The 22,961-nt window shown below is 41.0% G+C and carries 17 protein-coding genes, 2 tRNA genes and 1 pseudogene; 11 read left to right on the plus strand and 9 right to left on the minus strand.

Going from position 1 to position 22,961, the window contains the following annotated elements; translation table 11 throughout:
• Positions 1-108: 108 nt before the first annotated feature.
• Positions 109-438, minus strand: a complete 330-nt coding sequence (gene grxD, locus VEZ01S_RS15105; protein ID WP_021714924.1) for a Grx4 family monothiol glutaredoxin — start codon at positions 436-438, stop codon at positions 109-111.
• Positions 439-1,045: 607 nt separating this feature from the next.
• On the opposite strand from grxD, the gene sodB reads away from it, so the two are divergent.
• Together sodB and VEZ01S_RS15115 are read left to right on the plus strand one after the other, a co-directional pair.
• Positions 1,046-1,630 (plus strand): superoxide dismutase [Fe], encoded by a 585-nt coding sequence (gene sodB / locus VEZ01S_RS15110; protein ID WP_021714925.1) that lies wholly within the window; start codon positions 1,046-1,048, stop codon positions 1,628-1,630.
• Between the two features lie 324 nt (positions 1,631-1,954).
• On the plus strand, positions 1,955-2,632 hold the full coding sequence (locus tag VEZ01S_RS15115) for an SDR family oxidoreductase (protein ID WP_021714926.1): 678 nt from the start codon (positions 1,955-1,957) through the stop codon (positions 2,630-2,632).
• A gap of 87 nt (positions 2,633-2,719) precedes the next feature.
• Here VEZ01S_RS15115 and adhE read toward each other — a convergent pair whose 3' ends face one another.
• Complete coding sequence (gene adhE, locus VEZ01S_RS15120) at positions 2,720-5,392, minus strand: bifunctional acetaldehyde-CoA/alcohol dehydrogenase (protein WP_021714927.1); 2,673 nt, start codon at positions 5,390-5,392, stop codon at positions 2,720-2,722.
• A gap of 591 nt (positions 5,393-5,983) precedes the next feature.
• Between adhE and VEZ01S_RS15125 the strand changes: the two genes are divergently transcribed.
• Together VEZ01S_RS15125 and VEZ01S_RS15130 are read left to right on the plus strand one after the other, a co-directional pair.
• Complete coding sequence (locus tag VEZ01S_RS15125; protein WP_021714928.1) at positions 5,984-6,625, plus strand: YchE family NAAT transporter; 642 nt, start codon at positions 5,984-5,986, stop codon at positions 6,623-6,625.
• Positions 6,626-6,784: 159 nt separating this feature from the next.
• Positions 6,785-7,666, plus strand: a complete 882-nt coding sequence (locus VEZ01S_RS15130; RefSeq protein ID WP_162889474.1) for an ion transporter — start codon at positions 6,785-6,787, stop codon at positions 7,664-7,666.
• A 72-nt stretch (positions 7,667-7,738) separates the two neighbouring features.
• Here the strand turns inward: VEZ01S_RS15130 and asd are convergent, their stop codons facing one another.
• Together asd and yejK are read right to left on the minus strand one after the other, a co-directional pair.
• Positions 7,739-8,857, minus strand: a complete 1,119-nt coding sequence (gene asd, locus VEZ01S_RS15135) for an aspartate-semialdehyde dehydrogenase (protein ID WP_040891154.1) — start codon at positions 8,855-8,857, stop codon at positions 7,739-7,741.
• Positions 8,858-9,037: 180 nt separating this feature from the next.
• A complete protein-coding gene (gene yejK / locus VEZ01S_RS15140) occupies positions 9,038-10,039 on the minus strand; it encodes a nucleoid-associated protein YejK (protein WP_021714931.1) in 1,002 nt (333 codons plus the stop codon).
• An 87-nt stretch (positions 10,040-10,126) separates the two neighbouring features.
• Between yejK and VEZ01S_RS15145 the strand changes: the two genes are divergently transcribed.
• From VEZ01S_RS15145 to VEZ01S_RS15170, 6 genes are all read left to right on the plus strand, one after another.
• The gene (locus VEZ01S_RS15145) at positions 10,127-10,342 is read left to right on the plus strand and encodes a YejL family protein (RefSeq protein WP_021714932.1); all 216 of its coding nucleotides are present in this window, start codon (positions 10,127-10,129) and stop codon (positions 10,340-10,342) included.
• Positions 10,343-10,367: 25 nt separating this feature from the next.
• Positions 10,368-12,167: a DUF3413 domain-containing protein gene (locus VEZ01S_RS15150; RefSeq protein ID WP_021714933.1), complete on the plus strand. Its 1,800-nt coding sequence runs from the start codon at positions 10,368-10,370 to the stop codon at positions 12,165-12,167.
• Positions 12,168-12,244, plus strand: a tRNA-Pro gene (locus VEZ01S_RS15155).
• A gap of 316 nt (positions 12,245-12,560) precedes the next feature.
• Positions 12,561-12,651, plus strand: a tRNA-Ser gene (locus VEZ01S_RS15160).
• An 80-nt stretch (positions 12,652-12,731) separates the two neighbouring features.
• Positions 12,732-14,003, plus strand: coding sequence for a site-specific integrase (locus tag VEZ01S_RS15165; protein ID WP_021714934.1), 1,272 nt, complete (start codon positions 12,732-12,734; stop codon positions 14,001-14,003).
• Positions 14,004-14,122: 119 nt separating this feature from the next.
• The gene (locus tag VEZ01S_RS15170) at positions 14,123-14,779 is read left to right on the plus strand and encodes a tyrosine-type recombinase/integrase (protein ID WP_021714935.1); all 657 of its coding nucleotides are present in this window, start codon (positions 14,123-14,125) and stop codon (positions 14,777-14,779) included.
• Between the two features lie 206 nt (positions 14,780-14,985).
• Here the strand turns inward: VEZ01S_RS15170 and VEZ01S_RS15175 are convergent, their stop codons facing one another.
• Positions 14,986-16,680 carry a DUF262 domain-containing protein gene (locus VEZ01S_RS15175; protein ID WP_021714936.1) on the minus strand — a complete coding sequence of 565 codons (1,695 nt, stop codon included), beginning with the start codon at positions 16,678-16,680 and terminating at the stop codon, positions 14,986-14,988.
• A 42-nt stretch (positions 16,681-16,722) separates the two neighbouring features.
• Between VEZ01S_RS15175 and VEZ01S_RS17015 the strand changes: the two are divergent.
• Positions 16,723-16,996 (plus strand): annotated as a pseudogene (locus VEZ01S_RS17015) (IS5/IS1182 family transposase); the annotation flags it as partial.
• A gap of 38 nt (positions 16,997-17,034) precedes the next feature.
• On the opposite strand, the gene VEZ01S_RS15180 reads toward VEZ01S_RS17015, so the two are convergent.
• The 4 genes from VEZ01S_RS15180 to VEZ01S_RS16435 all read right to left on the minus strand — a co-directional run bounded on the left by VEZ01S_RS15180 (position 17,035) and on the right by VEZ01S_RS16435 (position 22,951).
• Complete coding sequence (locus VEZ01S_RS15180; RefSeq protein ID WP_021714937.1) at positions 17,035-17,577, minus strand: hypothetical protein; 543 nt, start codon at positions 17,575-17,577, stop codon at positions 17,035-17,037.
• Between the two features lie 252 nt (positions 17,578-17,829).
• Positions 17,830-19,329: an ATP-binding protein gene (locus VEZ01S_RS16430; protein WP_021714938.1), complete on the minus strand. Its 1,500-nt coding sequence runs from the start codon at positions 19,327-19,329 to the stop codon at positions 17,830-17,832.
• On the minus strand, positions 19,329-21,839 hold the full coding sequence (locus tag VEZ01S_RS15190; RefSeq protein WP_021714939.1) for an Hsp70 family protein: 2,511 nt from the start codon (positions 21,837-21,839) through the stop codon (positions 19,329-19,331). The genes VEZ01S_RS16430 and VEZ01S_RS15190 overlap by 1 nt, the downstream gene beginning before the upstream one ends.
• An 8-nt stretch (positions 21,840-21,847) precedes the next feature.
• Positions 21,848-22,951 carry a hypothetical protein gene (locus VEZ01S_RS16435; RefSeq protein ID WP_021714940.1) on the minus strand — a complete coding sequence of 368 codons (1,104 nt, stop codon included), beginning with the start codon at positions 22,949-22,951 and terminating at the stop codon, positions 21,848-21,850.
• Between the last annotated feature and the right edge of the window lie 10 nt (positions 22,952-22,961).

The raw sequence follows: 22,961 nt of genomic DNA on the forward strand, positions 1-22,961 counted from the left end.
GAATAACACTAGATAAACAAAAGGCTTCCAATCGGAAGCCTTTTTTAATGCAGAAGTGGCAATGTTAAGCGACAACGTTAGTAGTAGCGGTGAACACTTTACAAATTGTTATTCGCCAGCTGCGCGCTCAGCCGCTTCTTTAATAAGCGGTTGCAATTCACCCTTTTGGAACATCTCGATGATAATGTCACAACCACCGATCAGCTCACCTTCAATCCATAGTTGTGGAAATGTAGGCCACTGTGCGTAAGCAGGAAGCTCTGCGCGGATATCTGGATTTTGTAGAATATCAACGTAAGCAAACTTCTCACCACATGCCATCAAAGCTTGAGACGCTTGTGAAGAAAACCCACAGCTTGGTAGCTTAGGTGAACCCTTCATGTACAGAAGAATAGTGTTTTGTTCGATTTGCTGTTTAATTTTGTCTAGGGTTTCCATTAAGGACCTCTGAATCCGTGTGCTCTTTGATAATATCCGGCTATTTTACCTTACTAGCTTAGAATAAAAACCATAAACTCTATAAGGTTATTGTTACGCATTTGAACCGATCTTGTTGCGTTGTTTACATAGTATACCAATTGATACATAAATTAAATTATACATACTTTGCCTTATCGCACGAAAACTACACCTCGTAACGCCCCATTCTCACTCGTCTCACCCAATATCAAACTCAAATCAAGAAATCACTAAATTTCATAATTTTGCAACCTGACCTTTCAATAATATAAAAAATTGTTAGAATGCAAATCAATTAACACTGTGATTGTTGCTAAAAACGATACTGTTATAGGTATTGAGTCATACCAATCACACTAAGTAAGTGATCAGAAATAGCGTAGGAAAAATGCTCGAGAGCAAGGCTGAATTTTTCGATAAGTAGTTATTCTATAATCAAAAATTCTAACGTCGTTATCGAGTATTTTAACAAGCTAGAATGACCAGTTATTTAGTACGATTGGTATCAGCACTCTTGTGACTCAACACCGACTCTTACTCAACGGAAAGCTTAGGGCTTAGCCCCAATAAATGGAGAACCGAGCAAATGGCATTTGAATTACCAGCTCTTCCTTACGCAAAAGATGCACTAGAACCACATATCTCAGCTGAGACTCTAGATTTTCACCACGGCAAGCACCACAACACTTACGTTGTAAAGCTAAATGGCCTAATTCCTGGTACTGAGTTTGAAGGCAAAACCCTAGAAGAGATCGTTAAAACTTCTACTGGTGGCGTATTCAACAACGCAGCTCAAATTTGGAACCACACTTTCTACTGGCACTGTCTAGCGCCTAAAGCAGGTGGCGAACCAACAGGTGCAGTTGCTGAGGCTATCAACGCGGCATTTGGTTCTTTCGAAGAATTCAAAGCAAAATTCACTGATTCTGCAATCAACAACTTCGGTTCTTCTTGGACTTGGCTTGTTAAAAACGCAGACGGTTCACTTGCAATCGTTAACACGTCAAACGCAGCGACTCCGCTAACTGAAGCAGGTGTAACGCCACTTCTGACTGTTGACCTTTGGGAACACGCTTACTACATCGATTACCGCAACGTGCGTCCAGAATACATGAATGGTTTCTGGGCACTTGTAAACTGGGATTTCGTAGCAGAAAACCTAGCAAAATAATGCGTTAATAATCAAACAAATAGGCTGCCTTTTAGGTGGCCTATTTTTTTAACTATAAACATCACCTCAGCATTAATCAGCGCATAGCTCGATTGAGATAGCGTTAATTGTGATGTCTTTCTATTTCTCTTCGCTCAATATGTGATCTACCCCTTACTTCAAATAATTGCCTGCCACAATTACAATGAACCCTCACATTGATGGTTTTTTAAGCACTATATTGAATAAATAACTGATTGATAAACGTAACTCGAATACCTGCATTAACCACTATCAATACAGTTAGATGAGCGATCTATTTAAAAATCGGGGGGAAGTTAATATATGGTTATTCGTAATTCAGTGGTGCTGATCACCTCAGCTGGAACCATATTAGGTAAAACACTTGCCCTGCACTTCGCCTCATTAGGTGCCAAAGTGGTGATCACCGATAAACGAGCATCACGCCTCAAAGATACCTACCGAGATTGCCTAGCCGCTGGGTTTAATGTGTGTACTTACGCGCTACCTGATGACTCTCAAGAGCATGTCGATAGTCTGTTTTACTATATAGAAACCTATTACAACCAAGGGGTGGATATATTGATCAACAATTGGCAAAACCCTCCACTTCCCACTTTAGTCAGCACAGCCCCTGCTGAGGAGTTCAGTGCTCAGTTCTCGAATATAGTTCAATCACTATTTAGTTGTGGTCATGCTTGTGCTGAGCAAATGCGTAGAAACGATAAACAAGGTGTCATCATTAATATTCTGACCAATGACAGCGCCCAAATGATACTGGGTACAGAAAGCACCTGCTCTATGGTCAGTGGGTTAACCAAAAGCTGGGCTAAGGAGCTGAATCCGTTTGATATTCGCGTAGGCGCCATTTTGCCTAGCGTACACCATTGTTCGTACGACGATTACCAACACAGTTTTGCCAATATCCGTCAAGATGTGATCCGAAATACCGAATATATTGTCTCAAATGACTCGTTTAATGGGCGGGTTATGTCTTGGTAAATATACAAAAACCCCAGAGCAAGTAAGCGCTGGGGTTTTATTTTCCGTCGTGGGCTTATTGTCTAAGCCCACGGTTCAAGAATCGAATTACTTCGCTTTAGCAGGCTTTTGGTCTGCTTTTTTCTTGATTACGGTAGTGCCTTCAAAAGTTTCACCTTCAACGTAAGGCTTACCGTAGTAAGACGTTGTTAGTACTTCTTTTAGCTCAGAGATTAGAGGGTAACGTGGGTTCGCGCCAGTACATTGGTCATCGAACGCTTCAACAGACAGTTCATCAAGTTTCGCGATGAAGTCCGCTTCGTTAACACCCGCTTCTTGAATAGACAGTGGGATATCCAGCTCTTTCTTCAGCTCTTCCAACCAAGTTAGTAGACGCTCAATTTTCTGTGCAGTGCGGTCACCTGGTTGACTTAGGTCTAAGTGGTCAGCAACTTCAGCGTAACGACGACGTGCTTGCGGACGGTCGTATTGAGAGAATGCAGTTTGTTTAGTTGGGTTGTCGTTTGCGTTGTAACGAACAACGTTAGAGATCATCAATGCGTTTGCAAGACCGTGTGGCAAGTGGAACTCAGCACCGATTTTGTGAGCGATTGAGTGACACACACCTAGGAAAGACTGTGCAAATGCGATACCCGCAATCGTTGCCGCATTGTGTACTTTCTCACGAGCGATTGGGTCAGCTGCGCCATTTTTGTAGCTTGATGGTAGGTACTCTTTAAGCATCTTAAGTGCTTGTAGAGCTTGACCATCTGAGTACTCGTTCGCTAGAACTGAAACGTATGCTTCAAGTGCGTGAGTCACAGCATCGTAACCACCAAATGCGGTTAGAGACTTAGGCATGTTCATGACCAAGTTAGCATCAACGATTGCCATGTTTGGCGTTAGCTCGTAATCCGCTAGAGGGTACTTAGCACCCGTTTGGTCGTCGGTAACAACCGCAAATGGTGTTACTTCAGAACCTGTACCTGAAGTTGTAGTAATACATACTAGCTCAGCTTTTTCGCCCATTTTAGGGAACTTGTAAATACGTTTACGGATATCCATAAAGCGCATTGCCAATTCTTCAAAGTGCGTATCTGGGTGCTCGTACATAACCCACATGATCTTAGCCGCATCCATTGGTGAACCACCACCTAGCGCTAGGATGACATCAGGTTGGAAGCTTTGCATTGCTGCTGCGCCTTTTTCAACAACTGACAATGTTGGATCCGCTTCTACATCAAAGAATGTTTGCACTTCGATGCCTTGAGCTTTAAGCAGGCTAACTACGCTATCAGCATAACCGTTGTTAAATAGGAAACGGTCAGTTACAAGGAACGCGCGTTTCTTACCTTCTAGGTCGCCAAGAGCGATTGGAAGGCTACCACGACGGAAGTAAATAGACTTAGGTAGTTTGTGCCACAACATATTTTCAGCTCGCTTCGCTACAGTTTTCTTGTTGATAAGGTGCTTAGGACCCACGTTCTCAGAGATAGAGTTACCACCCCAAGAACCACAACCTAGAGTTAGAGAAGGTGCAACGTTAAAGTTGTAAAGGTCACCGATACCACCGTGAGTCGATGGGATGTTAACCAGAATACGTGCTGTTTTCAGTTTGTTACCGAAGTAACGGATACGGTCAGCGTTAGTATCTTGGTCTGTGTATAGACCAGATGTGTGACCGATACCGCCAATCTCAACCATAGTTTCAGCTTGAGCAACCGCATCTTCAAAGTTATCAGCGCGGAATAGACCTAGAGTTGGAGATAGTTTCTCATGAGCGAACTCATCATCGTAAGACACTTTACCTAGACCTTCACCCACTAGCACTTTCGTATCAGCAGGAACTTTAACACCCGCCATTTCAGCGATTGCTGGTGCAGGTTGACCTACGATTTTAGCGTTTAGGTTGCCGTCGATAAGCAGTACTTTACGTACTTTATTTGCGTCAGCTTTGCTTAATACGTGTGCTTTGTGAGAAGCAAAACGTTCTTTAACTTCGTCATACACTTCGCTTACTACGATAGCCGCTTGCTCAGAAGCACACACTACGCCGTTATCGAACGTTTTAGACATAAGAATAGATGCTACTGCACGTTTAATGTCGGCAGTTTCATCAATAACTACTGGAACGTTACCCGCGCCAACACCGATTGCTGGTTTACCTGAAGAGTAAGCCGCTTTAACCATGCCTGGACCACCAGTTGCAAGGATAAGTGCGATGCCTTCGTGCTTCATTAGGCCGTTAGACAGTTCTACTGAAGGTTGGTCAATCCAACCAATGATGTCTTTTGGTGCGCCTGCTGCTACTGCTGCTTCAAGAACAAGCTTAGCAGCGTCGTTAGTTGAGTTTTTAGCGCGTGGGTGTGGCGAGAAAATGATGCCGTTACGAGTTTTAAGAGAAATCAGTGATTTGAAGATTGCAGTTGAAGTTGGGTTTGTAGTTGGAACGATACCACAGATGATACCTACAGGTTCTGCGATAGTCATTGTGCCTAAGTTGTCATCTTCTTCTAAGATGCCACAAGTCTTCTCGTCCTTGTATTTGTTGTAGATAAACTCTGAAGCAAAGTGGTTTTTGATAACCTTATCTTCCACAATACCCATGCCAGATTCAGCAACAGCTTGCTGTGCTAGAGGAATACGCGCTTGGTTGGCTGCTAAAGAAGCTGCACGGAAGATTGCGTCTACTTTTTCTTGAGAGAAAGTTGAGAACTCTTCTTGAGCTGCTTTAACACGTGCTACCAGAGCGTCTAGCTCAGCCATATTAGTTACAGGCATAATTGTCTCCTAGATATTTAAAATTAAAAACTTTTTAGTAAGGTTTGTTAACCAAACAACACAACTTAGTAAACAGCTTTCACAGTCGAGTATATTATTTCACTCCCCGAAAAAAATTGACTCAGATCACTTTGTTCGAAAGAACTACCGTCAAAATAGTTATTAGCTAAGCTAACCCTAAATGCCATATTGTATGACAAATAGGACTTTCTACGACACTGATATCATCCATGAAAGCACCGCTTTACTACATATAGAGAGTTCTCATCAGTAGTAATTTATTTCATTCTGTAGACCGTAAAAACGGGCTAGATCCTAGTATAACCATTGTTTCGCATACGACAATTATTAATTTGCGCTTAAAAGTAAGTTCAGTGGCTACAATATTAAGGTCGTCTTGACATTCAAAAATGAGTGGTTCTCATACCATTATTGCAACAAAGGTTCGGATTAGTTTTTCTAATGCAAATATATCCGTCAGTTTAGTTTAATTCAGGCAAGATATTGCAATTTTTACTGGCGTAAAAGGGCATCCTTTATTAAAGTAGCGGCACTTTTTGACCCCTCTCTCTTTTTGTTAAAGGCTTAGTGATGCAAGGTATCGATATCGCTGTTTATTTGCAGTTTTTTGTGGGCTTATTCGCCATTGTAAATCCGGTTGGGATCATGCCGATTTTTGTCACGTTGACGAATCACCTCTCTCCAGAAGAGCGCATAAAAACAGCCTCAACGGCCAATATTGCCGTGGCGGTGATTTTGATTGTGTCTTTATTTGCAGGTCAGTTTCTACTTGATGTTTTTAGCATATCCCTTGATTCATTTCGCATTGCGGGCGGATTACTTTTAGTGAGCATTGCCTTTTCGATGATGAATGGACAACTCGGTGAGCAGAAACAGAACAAGCAAGAAAAAGCCGAAAGTATTAGTAAAGAACAGGTAGGTGTAGTGCCACTAGCTATGCCGCTGATGGCGGGCCCCGGCGCTATCAGCTCAACGATCGTATTTGGCTCGAATCATTCCGGTCCTATTGATTATATTGCAGTAACACTGACGGTTTTGGTGTTTGCATTTTGCTGTTGGGTACTGTTTCGCTCTGCTCCCTTCATCGTACGTTTTCTAGGGCAAACCGGTATCAACGTGATTACTCGTATTATGGGTTTAATCCTTGGCGCATTAGGAATTGAGTTTATTGCTGGCGGAATTGGCGCGTTATTTCCCGGCCTAATGCTATAACGGTTACATCTGCATACAAATTAAGCGCACAAAAAAGCACCTTTGCGGTGCTTTTTTTCGTCTACTCCAAACCATTCATCACTGCACTTTTATTCAAATCAACTCAAAACTACGTGCTATCCTATTGTTATTACTGATTTAAGTTGAACTGATATGCCTCTGGATGAATATAGTTTCAAACACAAACTTTACGTGATTATTTTCCGTACAGATACGCCTCTTGGGCGCGGTTTTGATATTGGATTAATCCTTTCAATTTTGGGTTCTTTACTGGTTTTAATTTTGGGATCGGTTGAATCTGTTAACGATAAACACGCCTATGTTTTACATGTTCTGGAAATTTTGTTTACGGTTTTGTTTACTATAGAGTACCTTTTGCGTCTCTATTGTTCTCCCAAACCATGGGCTTACGCTAAAAGTTTTTATGGCGTTGTAGATTTAATCGCCATCTTACCTTTCTATATCGCTTTGTTTGTCACCAATGCCCATTTCTTAGGTGTGGTACGTCTGCTTAGAATCATGCGCATTTTTAGAATTTTGAAACTGGTACAGTACATTCAAGATTCCAATATCATCATGCGTTCGCTGTGGAACTCCCGCCGTAAAATTTTTGTCTTTTTTAGTATGGTAGCCATATTGGTCACCATTTTTGGGGCTCTATTATATGTCATTGAAGGGCCGGACAACGGGTTCACTAGCATTCCCACCAGCATCTACTGGGCTATTGTGACCATTACTACTGTTGGGTATGGCGACATCTCCCCTGTCACCACGCTAGGCCGAGCTATCGCTTCTCTGACAATGCTGTTGGGTTATTCTATCTTAGCCGTACCCACAGGGATTATTACCGCAGAACTTAGCCAAGAGGTTAAACAGCAAAAGAAAACCTATCAAAGTCATCGTTTATTAGTGATGTGCCCCAATTGCATGAAGAACGATCATGAGCCAGATGCGTTTCATTGCAAACATTGTGGTAGTGAGCTTCCGTCTCACGAAGAACGTGTGGTCAAAGTCACAGGTGCGTCCAGCGACTATGATTGAGCGTGATTTTCACGCACAAAAAAAGCGCCAAACGGCGCTTTTTTAATAATAGAAGACTCGATATGTCTACGATTATGATTTTGCTTCTAAAATGATGCGTAAAGTACGACGTAGTGGCTCCGCTGCGCCCCATAAAAGCTGATCACCGACAGTAAAGGCATTTAGGAAGTCATCACCCATCGCCATTTTACGCAAGCGGCCAACAGGAACTGACATAGTGCCAGTTACTTTAGCTGGCGTTAGCTCTTGAGCGGTAATGTCGCGCTCGTTTGGCACCACTTTAACCCAATCATTATGCGTACCGATGATCTCTTCGATTTCATCCATAGGCACATTTTGTTTTAGCTTGATAGTAAGCGCTTGTGCGTGACAACGCATTGCGCCGATACGGACACAGGTGCCATCAATCGCAATTGGGTTGCCGTCTAAACCAAGAATCTTGTTCGCTTCAACGCCCGCTTTCCACTCTTCTTTGCTTTGGCCGTTATCACGCTTCACATCAATCCAAGGGATCAAAGATCCCGCCAGAGGCGCGCCAAACTGATCGGTTGGGAATGCGTCTGAACGAATCGTCTCTGCGACTTTACGATCAATATCTAGAATAGAAGAAGCAGGATCGGCAAGCTCTGATGCCACAGACTGCTGCACGGTGCCCATTTGCGCGATAAGCTCACGCATGTTCTTCGCACCTGCGCCAGAAGCGGCTTGATAGGTCATGGCACTCATCCACTCAACCATGCCTTTCTCATACAGACCACCAAGGGCCATCAGCATCAAGCTCACAGTGCAGTTACCACCAACAAAGGTAGAAGTGCCAGAATGAATGCCTTGTTGGATTTGAGCTAAGTTAACAGGGTCTAAAGTAATAATGGAGTCGTTAGCCATACGCAGCGTAGAGGCCGCATCAATCCAGTAGCCTTTCCAGCCAGCTTGTTTCAGTGCAGGGTACACTTTTTCGGTGTAGCTACCACCTTGACAGGTCACAATAGCGTCAAGCTGCTTTAAGCTTTCAATATCGAAAGCGTCTTGTAGCATTCCGGCGTCTTTGCCCATATAAACAGGAGCTGGAATTCCTACCTGAGAGGTGCTGTAAAATACAGGCTCGATCAGATCAAAATCACGCTCTTCTACCATACGCTGCATTAAAACCGAACCAACCATACCGCGCCAGCCGACTAAACCTACTCGCATCATCAAATACTCCATGTAAAATTAAGTGGATTGAACCGACGACACTCATGTCAGCGCTCAATCAAAATGTATTGTTCCCTGTCATCTTTAAAAAAGTTGAAGCGAATGACAAGAAATTTATGTGCAAAGAGCAAAAAAACGTAACGCTTTCGTTACGTCTCTCCCGTTACACTCGTGCAACTAGCCTTTTCGTACCAATTGGTCACGTAAATTTGGCGGCGTGCCTTTGATGGTCAATGTATCGGTCTCAGCATCATAGAACACACGCTCATCCATCAACATCGCATCAAAGCTAATGTTTAAACCGCCACCCGCACCAACAAACTTTGTCAGTTTACGCACTGCAGTTCTGTCACCAGGGAAGCTTTCTTCCAGCTCATAACCTTGCTCTTGAGTAAATTCTACAAAGCTAGTGCCATCATCGCTTTTCGGTAACTCTTGTGAAAGTTCTTTGACTTCAACGTCATCACCGCTTTTGATTTGATCATTACAATAATCAGCAACCTGTTTGCGATACGAGTTCGCTTCTTCTTTTTCTAGCTTGGCGTCTGCCACAAAATCATCCACCGCCTGCATTAACACTAAGTTCTGCTGTTTAGTGTCTAAGCCGGTTTCAGCTTGTAGAAAATCCAAAAAGAAATCCGCTACTTTGCGTCCAACTCGTCCTTTAATAAACGTTAAGTAACGATTGGAATCGCTGTCGGTTTGGTAGGTCGATAAATCAATGCGCGCTGCGATGTCCATTTTAGAAATGTCTAAATAGTCCGTTGCGCTAATTTCTAGCCCTTCCGTCACTTTAAGGCTTTCGTTAGACGGCACCAAAGCAATAAACAAATAGTCCGTTGCCAATGATTGATAATGCGCCAGAACTAAGAATCCTGCTTCAGCAAACGAGTATTTGCTGATTTCAGAAATAAGGCGCTTAGCGCTATTTTGTGAGAAAGTGTAAAAGTCCTGCTGATCGTTTAGAGTCTCATCTAACCAACTCTTAAACTCACTCTCTTCAGAGAAGGTACCAAAGCCCTTTCCTGCCTTAGCATTGAATACGCGGTGCAGTTCTGCGACTAAACTTTCAGTGGATGCATCGTTTGATAAAGCCGATCCTCGGTAGTTCACCGTTAGCTGTTGCTCGGAATCTTTAACTAATTGATGCAAAATGACATTAGATAATTGTAAACTCATGGGAGATTTCTATCTCTTGTGCTTTCAGTTGTGATTGAGAGTAGGTTATCATAAGCCGTTTACACTATCATTATTAGCAGAGTAACTATGCCTATTACATCAAAATACAGTGACGAGAAAGTTGAAACCATGTTAGCTGAAATTGCTACCGTTCTAGAGAAGCACGAATCGACTCCAGAACTTAGCTTGATGTTGGTTGGCAATATCGCCACAAATGTTCTAAATCAGAACGTGGCGAAGGGACAACGTAAAATCATCGCTAAAACGTTTGCCGATGCGCTTATTGCATCAGTTGATGACTAACAATTAATAACAAGAACGATTATTCATGGTAAATAGCGGTAATTCCTACGCGGAACGGGTATCAAGGCTTGTCAGTTGGGGACATTGGTTCAGTTTTTTCAATGTCATCATCGCAATGCTTATCGGAACGCGTTACATAGCCGAATCTCCTTGGCCCGAGACTTTTCTTGGTCAGCTCTACCTCACCTCTTCTTGGGTGGGTCATTTTGGCTTTTTAGTATTTGGCTTATATGTACTTTGCCTCTTCCCAATCACTTTTATTGTGCCTAACTTTAAACTGTTTAGGATTGTTGGGGTACTGGCTAGCACCATAGGCTTAACCGTATTACTACTGGATACACAAGCATATCAAGAGCTTAACTTGCACCTAAACCCTATCGTTTGGGAACTATTGTTAAGTGATGATAAAAATGCCATTAACGCAAAATGGCAAACATTGTTCGTTCTTGTGCCGATTATCTTCTTCGTCCAACTTGCTCTTGCCGAGTGGGTTTGGCGTAAACAAAGAAAACTGTCGCACAAGCGCATTGGTCGCCCTATTGCGGTTGTTTTCTTTATTGGGTTTACCTTTAGTCATCTGATCTACATCTGGGCAGATGCAACCTTCTACAACCCAATAACCAATCAAAGAGCGAACTTCCCTCTTTCTTATCCTATGACGGCAAAAACCTTTTTGGAGCGTCAGGGATGGTTTGATCGAGAAGAGTACCAACAGCGTATTGAACGTGGTGATGCGAGTAGCGAAGTACTGGCGTACCCACTAGAAACACTGCAAATAAGCAAAAACAAAAGTAAGGACTACAACTTACTGATGGTAATGGTAGAAAGCCTGCGCGCCGATAGCATGCAGCCTGAGACCATGCCAACGCTCAGTGATTTTGCGGCACAAAACCAAAACTTTAGCCACCATCTAAGTTCCGGAAACGACAACACCGCGGCATTTGGCTTATTTTATGGTATTCCTGCAACTTACTCTGCCAGTGTTCGCCACTTTGAAACTGAGCCATTGTTTATTCAGCAGTTACTCTACCGCAACTATGACCTAGGGTTATTTAGCGGCGTCGACTCTTCAACTAGCATCTACAACGACATTATTTTCCACAGTCAAGAAGATGCCCTGACAACCGTTGATGCCAAATCAGATAAAAATGCAGTTCAAAGCTGGCAACAGTGGCTGGGCAACGAAACCAATAAAAACTGGTTTAGTGTTGTTCACCTCACGCAAATGCAGCAATTTGAAGAGCACTTAGAGAGCACCTCAAATAAAGACGCAAAATCAGTGCTACACAAGGCTTACCTGACATCAGCAACCAAGGTTGATCAGTCTATTTCACAGATTTTAGATACCTTAAAAGAGCAAAATTTGCTGGATAACACTGTGGTTGTCATCACCTCTGATCACGGCTGGGAATTTAACGAAACCAAAACCAACAGCTGGGGCGCGAACAGCAACTACAGCCAATACCAAATTCAAGTTCCTATGGTAATCCACTGGCCAAACAAGCCAGCGCAAGAGTACACCCACGTCACCAGTCACTTCGATTTATCCGTGACCTTGATGCAAGACTTACTGGGCGTAACCTCTAATCCTGTTGATTTTAGTAGCGGTAAGAACTTATTTGATCCGAGCCAGCGCCGTTGGGCAATGGCTGGTGACAGCAGAGAATTTGCACTGGTATCCAATGATGAAATTACAGTATTGGATCGCTACGGAAACTATAAGGTATACGATCACAACTATCGCCGCCAACGCGACGCTAAACCAAAATTGTCCGTTATAATGCAAGGCTTATCGGAAACCAAACGGTTCTACGAGCAAAATTAACGGACTGTAGCGCAGCTTGGTAGCGCATTCGCCTGGGGGGCGAAGGGTCGCAGGTTCAAATCCTGTCAGTCCGACCATTTAAAAGAGAGCTTCGGCTCTCTTTTTGCTTTTTATCCATTAACTATCCAACCGAGCAGCAAGTAAAAAGCATCCACCTTCACCTGTCGCAATGATGTCATCTCTATTAACAAAATGAGCGACAATGACCAATCCAAGCGGTTTACAGTCATTGAACCTACAGCAGTAAGCACGATGGTAGACAATACCCCTACCCCAAACAAAGCCAATAAATCTCATACATACAGAAAGTTGCCAATTTTGATTAAAATCTCAGCAAACGATCTTAGCAACTCTTTACAAGCTCCAAGAAGCTTTATATTATAGCGCCCACAAGGAGAGATGGCTGAGTGGTCGAAAGCACCGGTCTTGAAAACCGGCAACCGTTAATAGCGGTTCTAGGGTTCAAATCCCTATCTCTCCGCCACATTTAAAGCCCTGATTTATCAGGGCTTTTTCCGTTTCTGAGTCCCTGAAAACGCTCTGGTGAGTCAATCAGGTGAGTCAATGTATCTATATAAAAGTCGTCATTGCGTCTATTTCGTCCGCGTTTGTACCCCCAAAGCACTTGTACAGCAAGGCTATCCGTTCGACTTTAAATTCAGTCTAAAAACCAAGTCTCGTCCTATCGCCATCAGGCGAAGTGCCCCCATTATTTCTCAAATTCTAAAATCCCTAGATAATGTGGATATATCTAGGGATTCACCTAAAGAAACCAAACAAGCAATACTGAGTTCTGTAGACTCACTCCGAAATTCATTTAACGACTCTGGGGTAGATCTTCACTCTTTCTCATCTCAAGCAGATACAAAGCAACAAACCGTCAAATCAATTAAGCAAAACTTTGCTCAAGGGTATCGTTGGCAAGAAGAATTCATCGCATCGAAACAAAAAGCGCGGATCACACACCTAACCGTCCATCAGTTAAACAAACGAACCCTTTATTTCCTTGATTACTTCAAAAATAAAAAAATCGGTATTACTCAGATCACCGCATCGGATTTGATGGAGTTTGGGAACAACCTGCAGTCATGGGATAAAAGCGCCAAAACCAAGAAGGACTTTTGGGGGGCAGCAAAACAATTTTTAAAATGGCTCACTCTAAAACAGCACCTTCCTCGAAACCCTTTTGAGGGGTTAACTGTTACGTTTAAATCTGAGAAATTTGCATCTGAACAAAGAGAAAAATGGTCTAGTAAACAGATTAAGAACCTGCTCTCTTGCTCTCAGTTTAAACAAGCATCACCTTCTATGCAGTGGACCGTGCTTCTTCTCATCTATATGGGATTGCGCCCCACTGAAGCATGTCAAATATCAGTACGAGATATAAGCATCGAATCCGGTATGTTTGTCCTATCCATCACCGATGAAGGGCAATCACAGAAACTCAAAAATCATCATTCTTTAAGGAAAATTCCAATCCATAAGACCTTGCTCCAAAATGGTTTTATTGACTTCGTTCGACAACAAAAAAAGGCGGCAAAGTCTCAGTTATTCGACTGGACCCCCACAGGGAAAGACAAGGATTGGACTAAGTTATTCCGAATTCAGTTTGGCAAAATACAATCTTCTATTGAAATGAAACCGAAACAACGACCTACCGCTTATGGTTTTAGGCACACCTTTATCGACTGTTTAAAGCAACAAGGCATTGAGGAATATCAAGTGGCTGAAGTTGTAGGCCATGCCAATCAAAATATGACTTTTGGTCGATATGGGAAGAAGCTCTCAATGAGTAAATTAAAGGCGGTTATCGATGTTTTCAGCATCGGTGATTAAGTAAATTCAAGAGGTGAGTGTTGCGTTTCTTTTTCGATGTAACACGATAATTCGCCTTTTTGAACTGACCTACACCACTCCGAAGCAGCAGTACAACGCTGTTGCAGTCGGAGATGACAATGAAAAATTCAACTTGCCCGTTAGACAAATACAATAAAATCTTAAAGGCATCGTTCAAAAACTCTCACAAAAAATCCACTGCAACGGGTTATATCAGTAGCCTAGATATCATTTGCAATGAATTGAAACGCAATTATGTATTTAAAGACTTAAAATACAGCGATATTGTATCCCTCATAACCGATTGGCAGGACCACTACAAAAACAAAACCATAAGTAACCGACTGACCATATTAAGAAAATTAACCTTCATGGCGGCCAACGATGGTTTTCTACCTTCGGATCCTTGTGAACATATTATTGGGCTAAAACCCGATAGTGCCTTAGAAGAGAAAAAGCCGTTCACTACTGAAGAGTTTCGTCGAATGGAAAATACGCACACACAGTGTCAATCAGGCAAGAACCTTGCTTTGCTTCAACGATTAGTAGGGCTTCGTATCCAAGAAGCCATTGCTCTTTGCTGGAGCGATATCAATTTTAAAGAACGCCAACTCAATGTTCGTCGATCTCGAACCCTCAGCGAGTTCAACGCTCCAAAAACAAAACAATCAACACGTGCGTTAGTTCTGACAGACGAAGCTATGCAATTATTAAAAAAGCAGTTTGAGATCACCGGAGCTAGACAGGCTATTGATATTAAAATTCAAGGGATCTAGCTCGGATATAATCTGACAGACACCAAATGAAAATTGGGTAACTGTCAGATCAGGTCTTAATTAGTACACTTTAACTCAAGTCTTGAAATGATTTAGCGATATTTCGTCAAAAACAAAAAACCTACCCATTATAATGAACTGCCCCTCAATATTTAGACACCAATTATGGGGGGGGGGGCAGTTCATTATTAGGTAGATTCTTTCTGTTAGAAAATTGTCATTATTACAGCAATGATCTTATCTTTCCGTTGTTGTATTAGCTCTTTGCTCCACATTCCATTTTCAGGGACAAGGCTCCTTACCTCTCTTTGTTGTTCATTATGGGTGTACGTAGCCAATTTTTGGGTAAGCGATATATTACCAACGGCGCAATTATGTGACTTTGACAATAACAAATAATTTCCCAGACAGTTCAAAAACTGATTTATGAATTCTTCATCATAATTCTCATAGCCATGAGGCTTGCTTTCGGGCTCAGTTGTAGGTGCAATATGTTCCAGTTCTGGACTGATGATTCTATCAAACCGACAAGGTAAATAACCAGCTTTACCTTGTCGTTCCAAATGAATTTCGTACTTCCAGAGCAGGTGTTTTGCAACAGAATGATTGATGCGTCCCTGTAGGGATTCATTCAACCTTTCATTGTTCCAATAGGCCCACCACCAGTCCGTTGTGGTTTTCATCCGTTCAATATGTTCAATTATTGGCGAAATTTCTTTGTTGCTTTCGGTGAATTCCTTAAACACATTATTAATTCTTGAAGTTATATCAGCCCGCGTCCCTATCAGACGATGCCGAAGTACCAAAGACTCTAAATATGAACACAGTTTTTCAATTTCATTAAGAGATAAGCCATATCTGTATGCTTTGATAACAAATGGGAGCGCAACAGCTATTCCGCCTAATGAGATAAGAGAATGGATAGCAAAATTTTCTCGCTCATGTTTGCCAAAAAACAGTGACAAATATTCAAAGCTAGACGAAAGCGACCTTGAGAACGACTTGATAAAGTCAAGTTGATTTTCATTAGCTAACATCTGGCTGATTCTGTCTAAAGAGTTTGTTTCCCAGAGCGAATTAAAGTAAACCCGCAATGTATACAATAAGACATCATCTTCATTAATTCTGTATTCTATCGATGAGATTGATTTATAAATTTTTTCAAAACGCCCTTTTATTTCCTCAATTAACGAACCAACTTCAGCTTCACCATCCCCATGTAGGTGAACATGATGCATGAACTGTGCTTTCACTATCTCAAGATTTGATGGTCGTTTTCCGCGACTATTTTGAAAGATAAACATCTGTATCGCCTCTGATTCATGTTGAACCAGGTGTGTGGTACAGGTTGCCTCACCGACAATACACAACATTTTTGTCAGATAATTTTCAGACTTATCAGAAAGATGTTTTTTGAAAAAATCGAATGCTCTGACAATACGACGGGACGATTCTGTTTCAAGACCATTATGATCAGACCTGTTTTGCTCTATTACATAGTCAATGAATACCTGATTATCGTAGTCAACTGTCCCAAAGCGTATTACGTTTCTCCTCTTAACCATGTCTTCATAGCAATCTTCTTCATCGTCAGATAAAGCCCTTATTGATTTCAACCTTGCAAACACAGCAGATAAAAATATCACAATGCTTGTTAAGCGTTGCTGCCCATCAATTACATTGAACTCTTTTGGCTTTTCCTCGAAAAGGAAGTGACCAAAGTAATAAGGACTAATTGCATTGCTTCTGCTGTACTCCTCTAAATCTGACAAAAACACGTCTATCTGCGTGTTTCTGTCAGATTCCGCCATAGGAGTATCCCACGAATACGCGCGCTGATATGCAGGCACAACAATTTTGTTGCCAGCCATCATTTTTCTAATAGTTGTAGAGGATTCCATATAATTAACTCCTTTGCTGTGTACTTTGGTTTGTTAAGATCCCGAACTAAGGATGTGGAGGTTTGCTTCAAAGTATCGAGAGGTACCATCCAACACCTAACCATTGATATGACGGAACTCAATGGTATAGGGAGAGGGCAAGTGGAAGGTAAAAAAGCGTAGAACCGATGGCAAGTATCAAGTTTGGTGAAAGATCCATCTTACAGTCGATACTCATAAGATCATTGCAATCGAACTGACCTTCTCTAGCATGACAGACATGGGAGTGCTGTCCAATCTACTCCAGCAAACCCGTCGTACCATTAGAGAAATCTCGGAAATCGTGCGCTTAGTTAGGGACTTATCAATGCTTAATTACTTTAAATATCCATGTTTTATAAGGTAAGTGCGAATCACACTCTGGCCGGTACGACTGCCTGACCCTTTTTTACTGTTTGGTGGCTCTCCACCTTTTAGCCTGCCAATATATTGCCAGCGATGATGTTTTGTATCGATAATAAAAATTTGGCAACTTTCTTGGTAAGCCTTTGTGTTATCTGTATATTCACCAAATAAATTATCTTTACAGTTTTTATAACCAATTACACGTGTAACTTGCGATGGGTCTGCGGGTTTATTACGTTCGTTTAGTCTAAATAAAACCCAATCAATTGCTTTATCATTTAGATTTACTGGTAGTACTTTGCTTGAGTTAGATAAATGAACTGTTCCTATCTCTTTTTTATGCAAAAGGGAAGGCATACTAGAATCAAATCGCGCAACATATTCTTGATGATCTTTTTTTTCATTCTCACCTTGATAATATGTATATGCTAGAAATAATCCAAAACCAATAAAAAGCCAGCCTCCTGGGCCTTGTGACTTAAGATATCGCCCCATTCCGCCTAAAATATCCATGTTTATTCCTTATAGCAATAACCTAGGCATAAGTCTTGGAAATTGCATTTACTTCATATGCGAATTGTATCTTTATTCGACTGATCACTAAACTGATCGTAAACAACGAAAAAAATTAACGTTTACTTCATTTGGGATTCACCAGATGTGTGTTCCCCTTTTCGAACATCCACCGGTTTAAATATACTCGTTATTTCTTAAAAAATTTTTAGCTGTTTTTCTTTTTTTAAAATACCTGAGCTTGTTATATCCTTATAATTCTTTTGAAAACTCTTCTATTTGTTCAAGTGTAATTGAAGGTTTTGATGTCATAATGACGCTTTCTATTATTTCTTGAGTGATTTTAATTCTTCCGACAAGAGCCTTTCGAGAAGATTCATCGCAAATGTAATTGATATCACTAGCGACATAGTTTTCCGTCAAACGTGATAACCGAGCATATGAAATTTTATCTTCAAGTGGTCTTTTCGATAAGATAGTTTTGAATAAACTTTTTCTTGCCTGTTTATCAGGGGCAGGAATCAGAATTTTTTTATCAAATCGCCCAGTACGTAATAACGCACTATCCATCGAGGATGGTAAGTTGGTAGCGCCAATAACAAAGATACCCCTATCACCACAGTTATTTATCTGCGTTAATAGCTCATTTACCGTCGCTAAGTTCATATGGCTGACATTTCCACCACCACCACGAGCAGGAGCTATAGCATCTATCTCATCAATAAAGATGATTGCTGGTGCGTTAACTTCAGCCTTTTGAAAAAGCTCTTTTACTTTTTCTTGGCTTTCATTTACCCACTTACTCTGGATATCACTTGGTGCAATAGTATAAAAGCTGACGCCTATTTCCTCTGATAGTTTCTGAGCAAAAAACGTTTTACCACAACCCGGTGGTCCATAAAACAAAATGCCATTTGGAATGGACAATCCATAGCTTTTATAAAGTTCTTTATTTTGGAGTGCTTCGATAACATCTACACGTAAAGTCTCTTTAAGCTCCTCCATACCTGCAATTGCAGAAAACCCTTTACCTGATTCCACTTGAGATTGAACCTTAGAACCACTTGGTAAAATCTGTACTGGTAGTTCGCTCTTACCGGCTAAAGTTTCAAGTGCTGTATTTGCGGTACTTATATTCGAAGGCGTAACTAAACACACCTTCAAAAACTTGCTTAGAGTAGAGCCAAGTTCAGAGCTATCAATCCAAAAATCATTCGTGGCTGATAAGTCAAATGAACGATTAAAAAGAATTTCATAGGACAGTTTCGCAAAATAATAAATCACTTGTGACTCATTTATTGACGTATTATTCTCAAGTAATCTATCAAGGTTAATCACTTTAAATGATGTATTAGCATCATCTGAAAAGTCGACAATGATATCTTTCTTTGTCATTTCGGTTAAAAAGCCAACATCCATTTCACTACCTATATCGTTTAGCAGTAAAAGTAGCTCTTTTAATAATTTATTTATTAGTTGTACTGTTGCTCCGTGATGATTTAAATATTTATCTAAGCTAATGCCCTGTATGTAATTTTCAATCGATATTGGGCAACCATCAATCGTCTCTATAGAAAAGTTAGACAGATAGTTTGATGCAACATTTGGGATGTTGTTTATCGGGTGAGATAGAGATTTTAAGTAAAACAAAGTACCTACAGAGTTTACTACCCTAAAGGTGTCTTTGGTTAATGGGAACTGGATAGTATACTCACCCACCAGTTGCCCTTTACTAAAGCGTGCGCCTTTCATTATCCGATAAGCAGGCTGTTGTCGTACTGTGTACTACTACCACCTTGCGCCTGGTCGGGCATGTATTGGAAAATCTGACCTACGTAATGTTGTAAATCATCCGCTGTTCGGGCTGTGTTAATAGCATTTAAACCCTCATCAATTGCGTTTCGTGCTGCAAATCTGTCTTTCCAATTAATGGAATTGTAGTCTTGATTCACTGCCCGAATAAAGTCAATCAACTGATAGAACCTTGTAATCGTAAAATGCAGGTCATTTAATTGCTTAACCAAATGGCGACCGGATTTAACATCTTCTGACGTTTTGATTTGTCGATAAGCTGACTCTAACTCTGACAGTTCACTGGTTGTTTGTACTGTCCCGATGTCATCGTTTGCTTTGTGACAGCGCTCAAGTGCTGAACGGATCTTACCATCAACATAGCCCCATTCACCTTCAGAGTGATTCTTATCAACTTGTTTCATCACTTCACGGAGTTTATTACGCGTTTGCATCTGAGTATCTACATCGTTTGCATTTGACTCTAACGCTTCTTCTGCACGATTAAGCTCTTCATGAAGCTCAGAGTCATAATCATCTTGCTCGTATAAATCATTACGTGCTTTATTTATCTGCTCACTTAACCAGTTAGTATCTACTGATTGAACCTTATCTGAAGGAACCGTCACTTCAAAAGTGAAATCAAGGCTAGGAATTTCAGCTTCAAAAGAAACTGTTTGACTTTCATCTACACGCACGAGCAAGTTTATAATGGAGCCTGCTGGTAGCATAGATGGAATATCTGCACCGGTAATGACAGCGTTATATACATGCTCATTATAAATCGCACGAGAACCTTTTGCGTCACTTCCACCTTGATAAAGTGGAATTTTGATGTTGTCTGAAGCATTGCCTGGGCGAATATCCTGCTGTGTTTTTAAGTTCGAATAAACACCTGTTGCAGGCAGTGACTTGTTTTTCTCAAGCCCCTGAATTGGAGCAAACACGGCTTTTTCAGTCTTAGTATCAAACACTTCAATACCAAAGTTATGTGGCAATGTCATGCTACCTAATACTGAGCCTTGAATGATATTAAATGAGGCAGGCTGCACCTCAACAACATTTCCTCGACTATCAAAGGCCTCTATATCAAAACTGTTTGTCTTCCCCTTAATCAGGTGTACATCAAAGATGTCACCACGCTCAGAAAGCTCAACTTTTTCACTCATCCATGCGCCATCGTTACGTCTCAACTGAACAGTAATTGCACCTGGGTCCGAATTCATTTTATCCTTAGCAAGCTTGATGCTAACGAACTCTTCTAACTCAACACTTGATGATTCAAAATCTATACAAAGCTGTACTAGTTCAGAATCACGAGATTCATTTAACACATTTTCTGGTAAAGGGCGGGTTGACGCGTATATCGCCGCACCGCGAGAGACGACCGTCATAGGATCAACGCTTGTATCTGGCTTGCAGATTTGATCTGCTACCATTTCACGCAAGGTTGGAGATAGTGTTGGACCACCAACTAATATTAAAGAGTCAAGTGCAGCGCCCGTAAGGTTATTACGTGAAAGAAGGTCGTTCGACAAATCAATTGCCCGCTGTAAAACCGGTGCGAATGCAATTTTTAAGTCAGATTGTGAGATATCTAAATCGATTTCAATCTCTTCTCCATCATCATCCTCACCACAGTCGCCAGGGTCAACATACAATTGATAGGAATCTTTGAAAGATAAGTTATTTTTGATATCTTCTGCATAAAATTTAAACGTATTACGAAAAACAGCCCTTTGCATTGAATCAGAAAGAAAATCATCGATTTCAAATTCTTCTTGAATATGAGGAATGATGATTTTATCTACGATTGCAAAGTCGAGATCTTTACCTCCCAGATAATTGTCACCCTCAGTATCAATTACCTTAACAATACCTTCATCTACCTTGATTAAGGCTGAATCATACGTACCGCCACCGAAATCAAATACTAACCAATAGCCAGCTTTAATATTATCTATGCCATAGGCCATCGCCGCAGCTACTGGCTCTTGAAGTGTTTCTACATATGAAAAACCTGCAAGCTTACCCGCACGCTTTACTGCGTCAATTTGGTTAGCTGTATAACCAGCAGGAATCGTAATAACAGCAGAGTTTACAACTTCATCTTGCACATAGCCTTTTAAGTGCTTAAGTACTTCAGCAGATAGGTCTTCAGAACGAAAGTCTTGTTCTTTAAAAGAAGATGTATAATTTGCATCTGTTCCCATAGTGCGTTTGTACTCGATATATGAGTTAAATTTCGCATTGGGATTTTTCATCGCTTTTAAGGATTCCTGACGGAATATATTATAAGCCGGTTCACCGATATACGTTGCACCTTTACGATTAAAGGCAACACTAGATGGCGTAGTATCTTTTTGATTATCAAGTGATTTAATAATTTTATAATCACCATTTTCAGCTCGACTAATAGCTGAGTTTGTAGTACCTAAATCGATACCATAATCTATCATTGTTCTTTTCATTATTTTCACTATACATTTACTGAAATATCTACTTGAGCACGCTGGATTAATTTACCGTTGTAGTTAACTTGTGGTCTCATTACTTTGGTAATAATTTTCTGCCCATGTTCTAAGCTATCATCATCTTGTACATTAACTACTTCCATATTTTCACGTTCATCGAACGGTTGACCAAGAAGTTTCACCATTTCATAACCAGACTCTTCTAGCGAAGCCTTCATTCGCTCAATACCTTTAAGCAGCGGTTTGGTACCCTTCACTTCCTTTTCTGTTAGGCGATCAATATTTTTCTGCATACGCGCCACTTCATCAGCCACGTTTAGCATAAAGGTATGGTCAACTATCGTCTCTTGGGTATTTGCAATTTTTGCTTGCTCTAAATGCATCTGGCTATTTAAGTAATCTGCTAACTTCACATCTAACTCAACCGATGCTTCTTCAAGTTTCACTTGTGCATCTTTGGTTTCCCTTAACTGCTCGGCAAAAGTTGTTGAACGCTTACGCGTACGACCAGAAACAAAGCCGATTAGCAACGTGACAAACACAGATAAGGCAATCAAAAGGTAATAAAACACCTCTTTGTCTTTTTGTGCTTGTGTGCTTTGATTCTCGGTAACCTTCTGTAAATTACTCAAACCAAACGTTGATTTTGCATCTACTGATTTTATTAGCTCATCCAATAACTGTGACTTTTTATCAAGCTCAGCTGATTTATCAGCAACATTTTTTAAAGCCATATCTAACTCAGCAGCTTGTATATTTAATTTTTGAGCAAGTTCATTAACGCTTTTGATGTCTTGTTCAACAGTAGATTTATTATATTCACCGCCAAGTGCTCGCCAGATGTTTGTCACGTAGTGATAGTTTTCGTTAACTCTGGGCTTCATATTATTGAGGTCATTTCGAATCTGAGTAACCTCTGATGAAAGCACCTTAACTTTGGCTATATGACTCTTATCTGATTGTTGAAGACCCGCTATAGCTTCAGAGTTTTGCTTGGATAAAGCCTCTGTGTTTGAGGCCGGAAAAGTTGCAGAGCCTGTAGCAAGTGCACTAAAAGTCACAACTGAAAGTGCAGAAGCAACGAATAATTTTATAATTTGTTTATTCATAATAAGTTGA

Source organism: Vibrio ezurae NBRC 102218, from assembly GCF_000467185.1.
GTDB lineage: Bacteria > Pseudomonadota > Gammaproteobacteria > Enterobacterales > Vibrionaceae > Vibrio > Vibrio ezurae.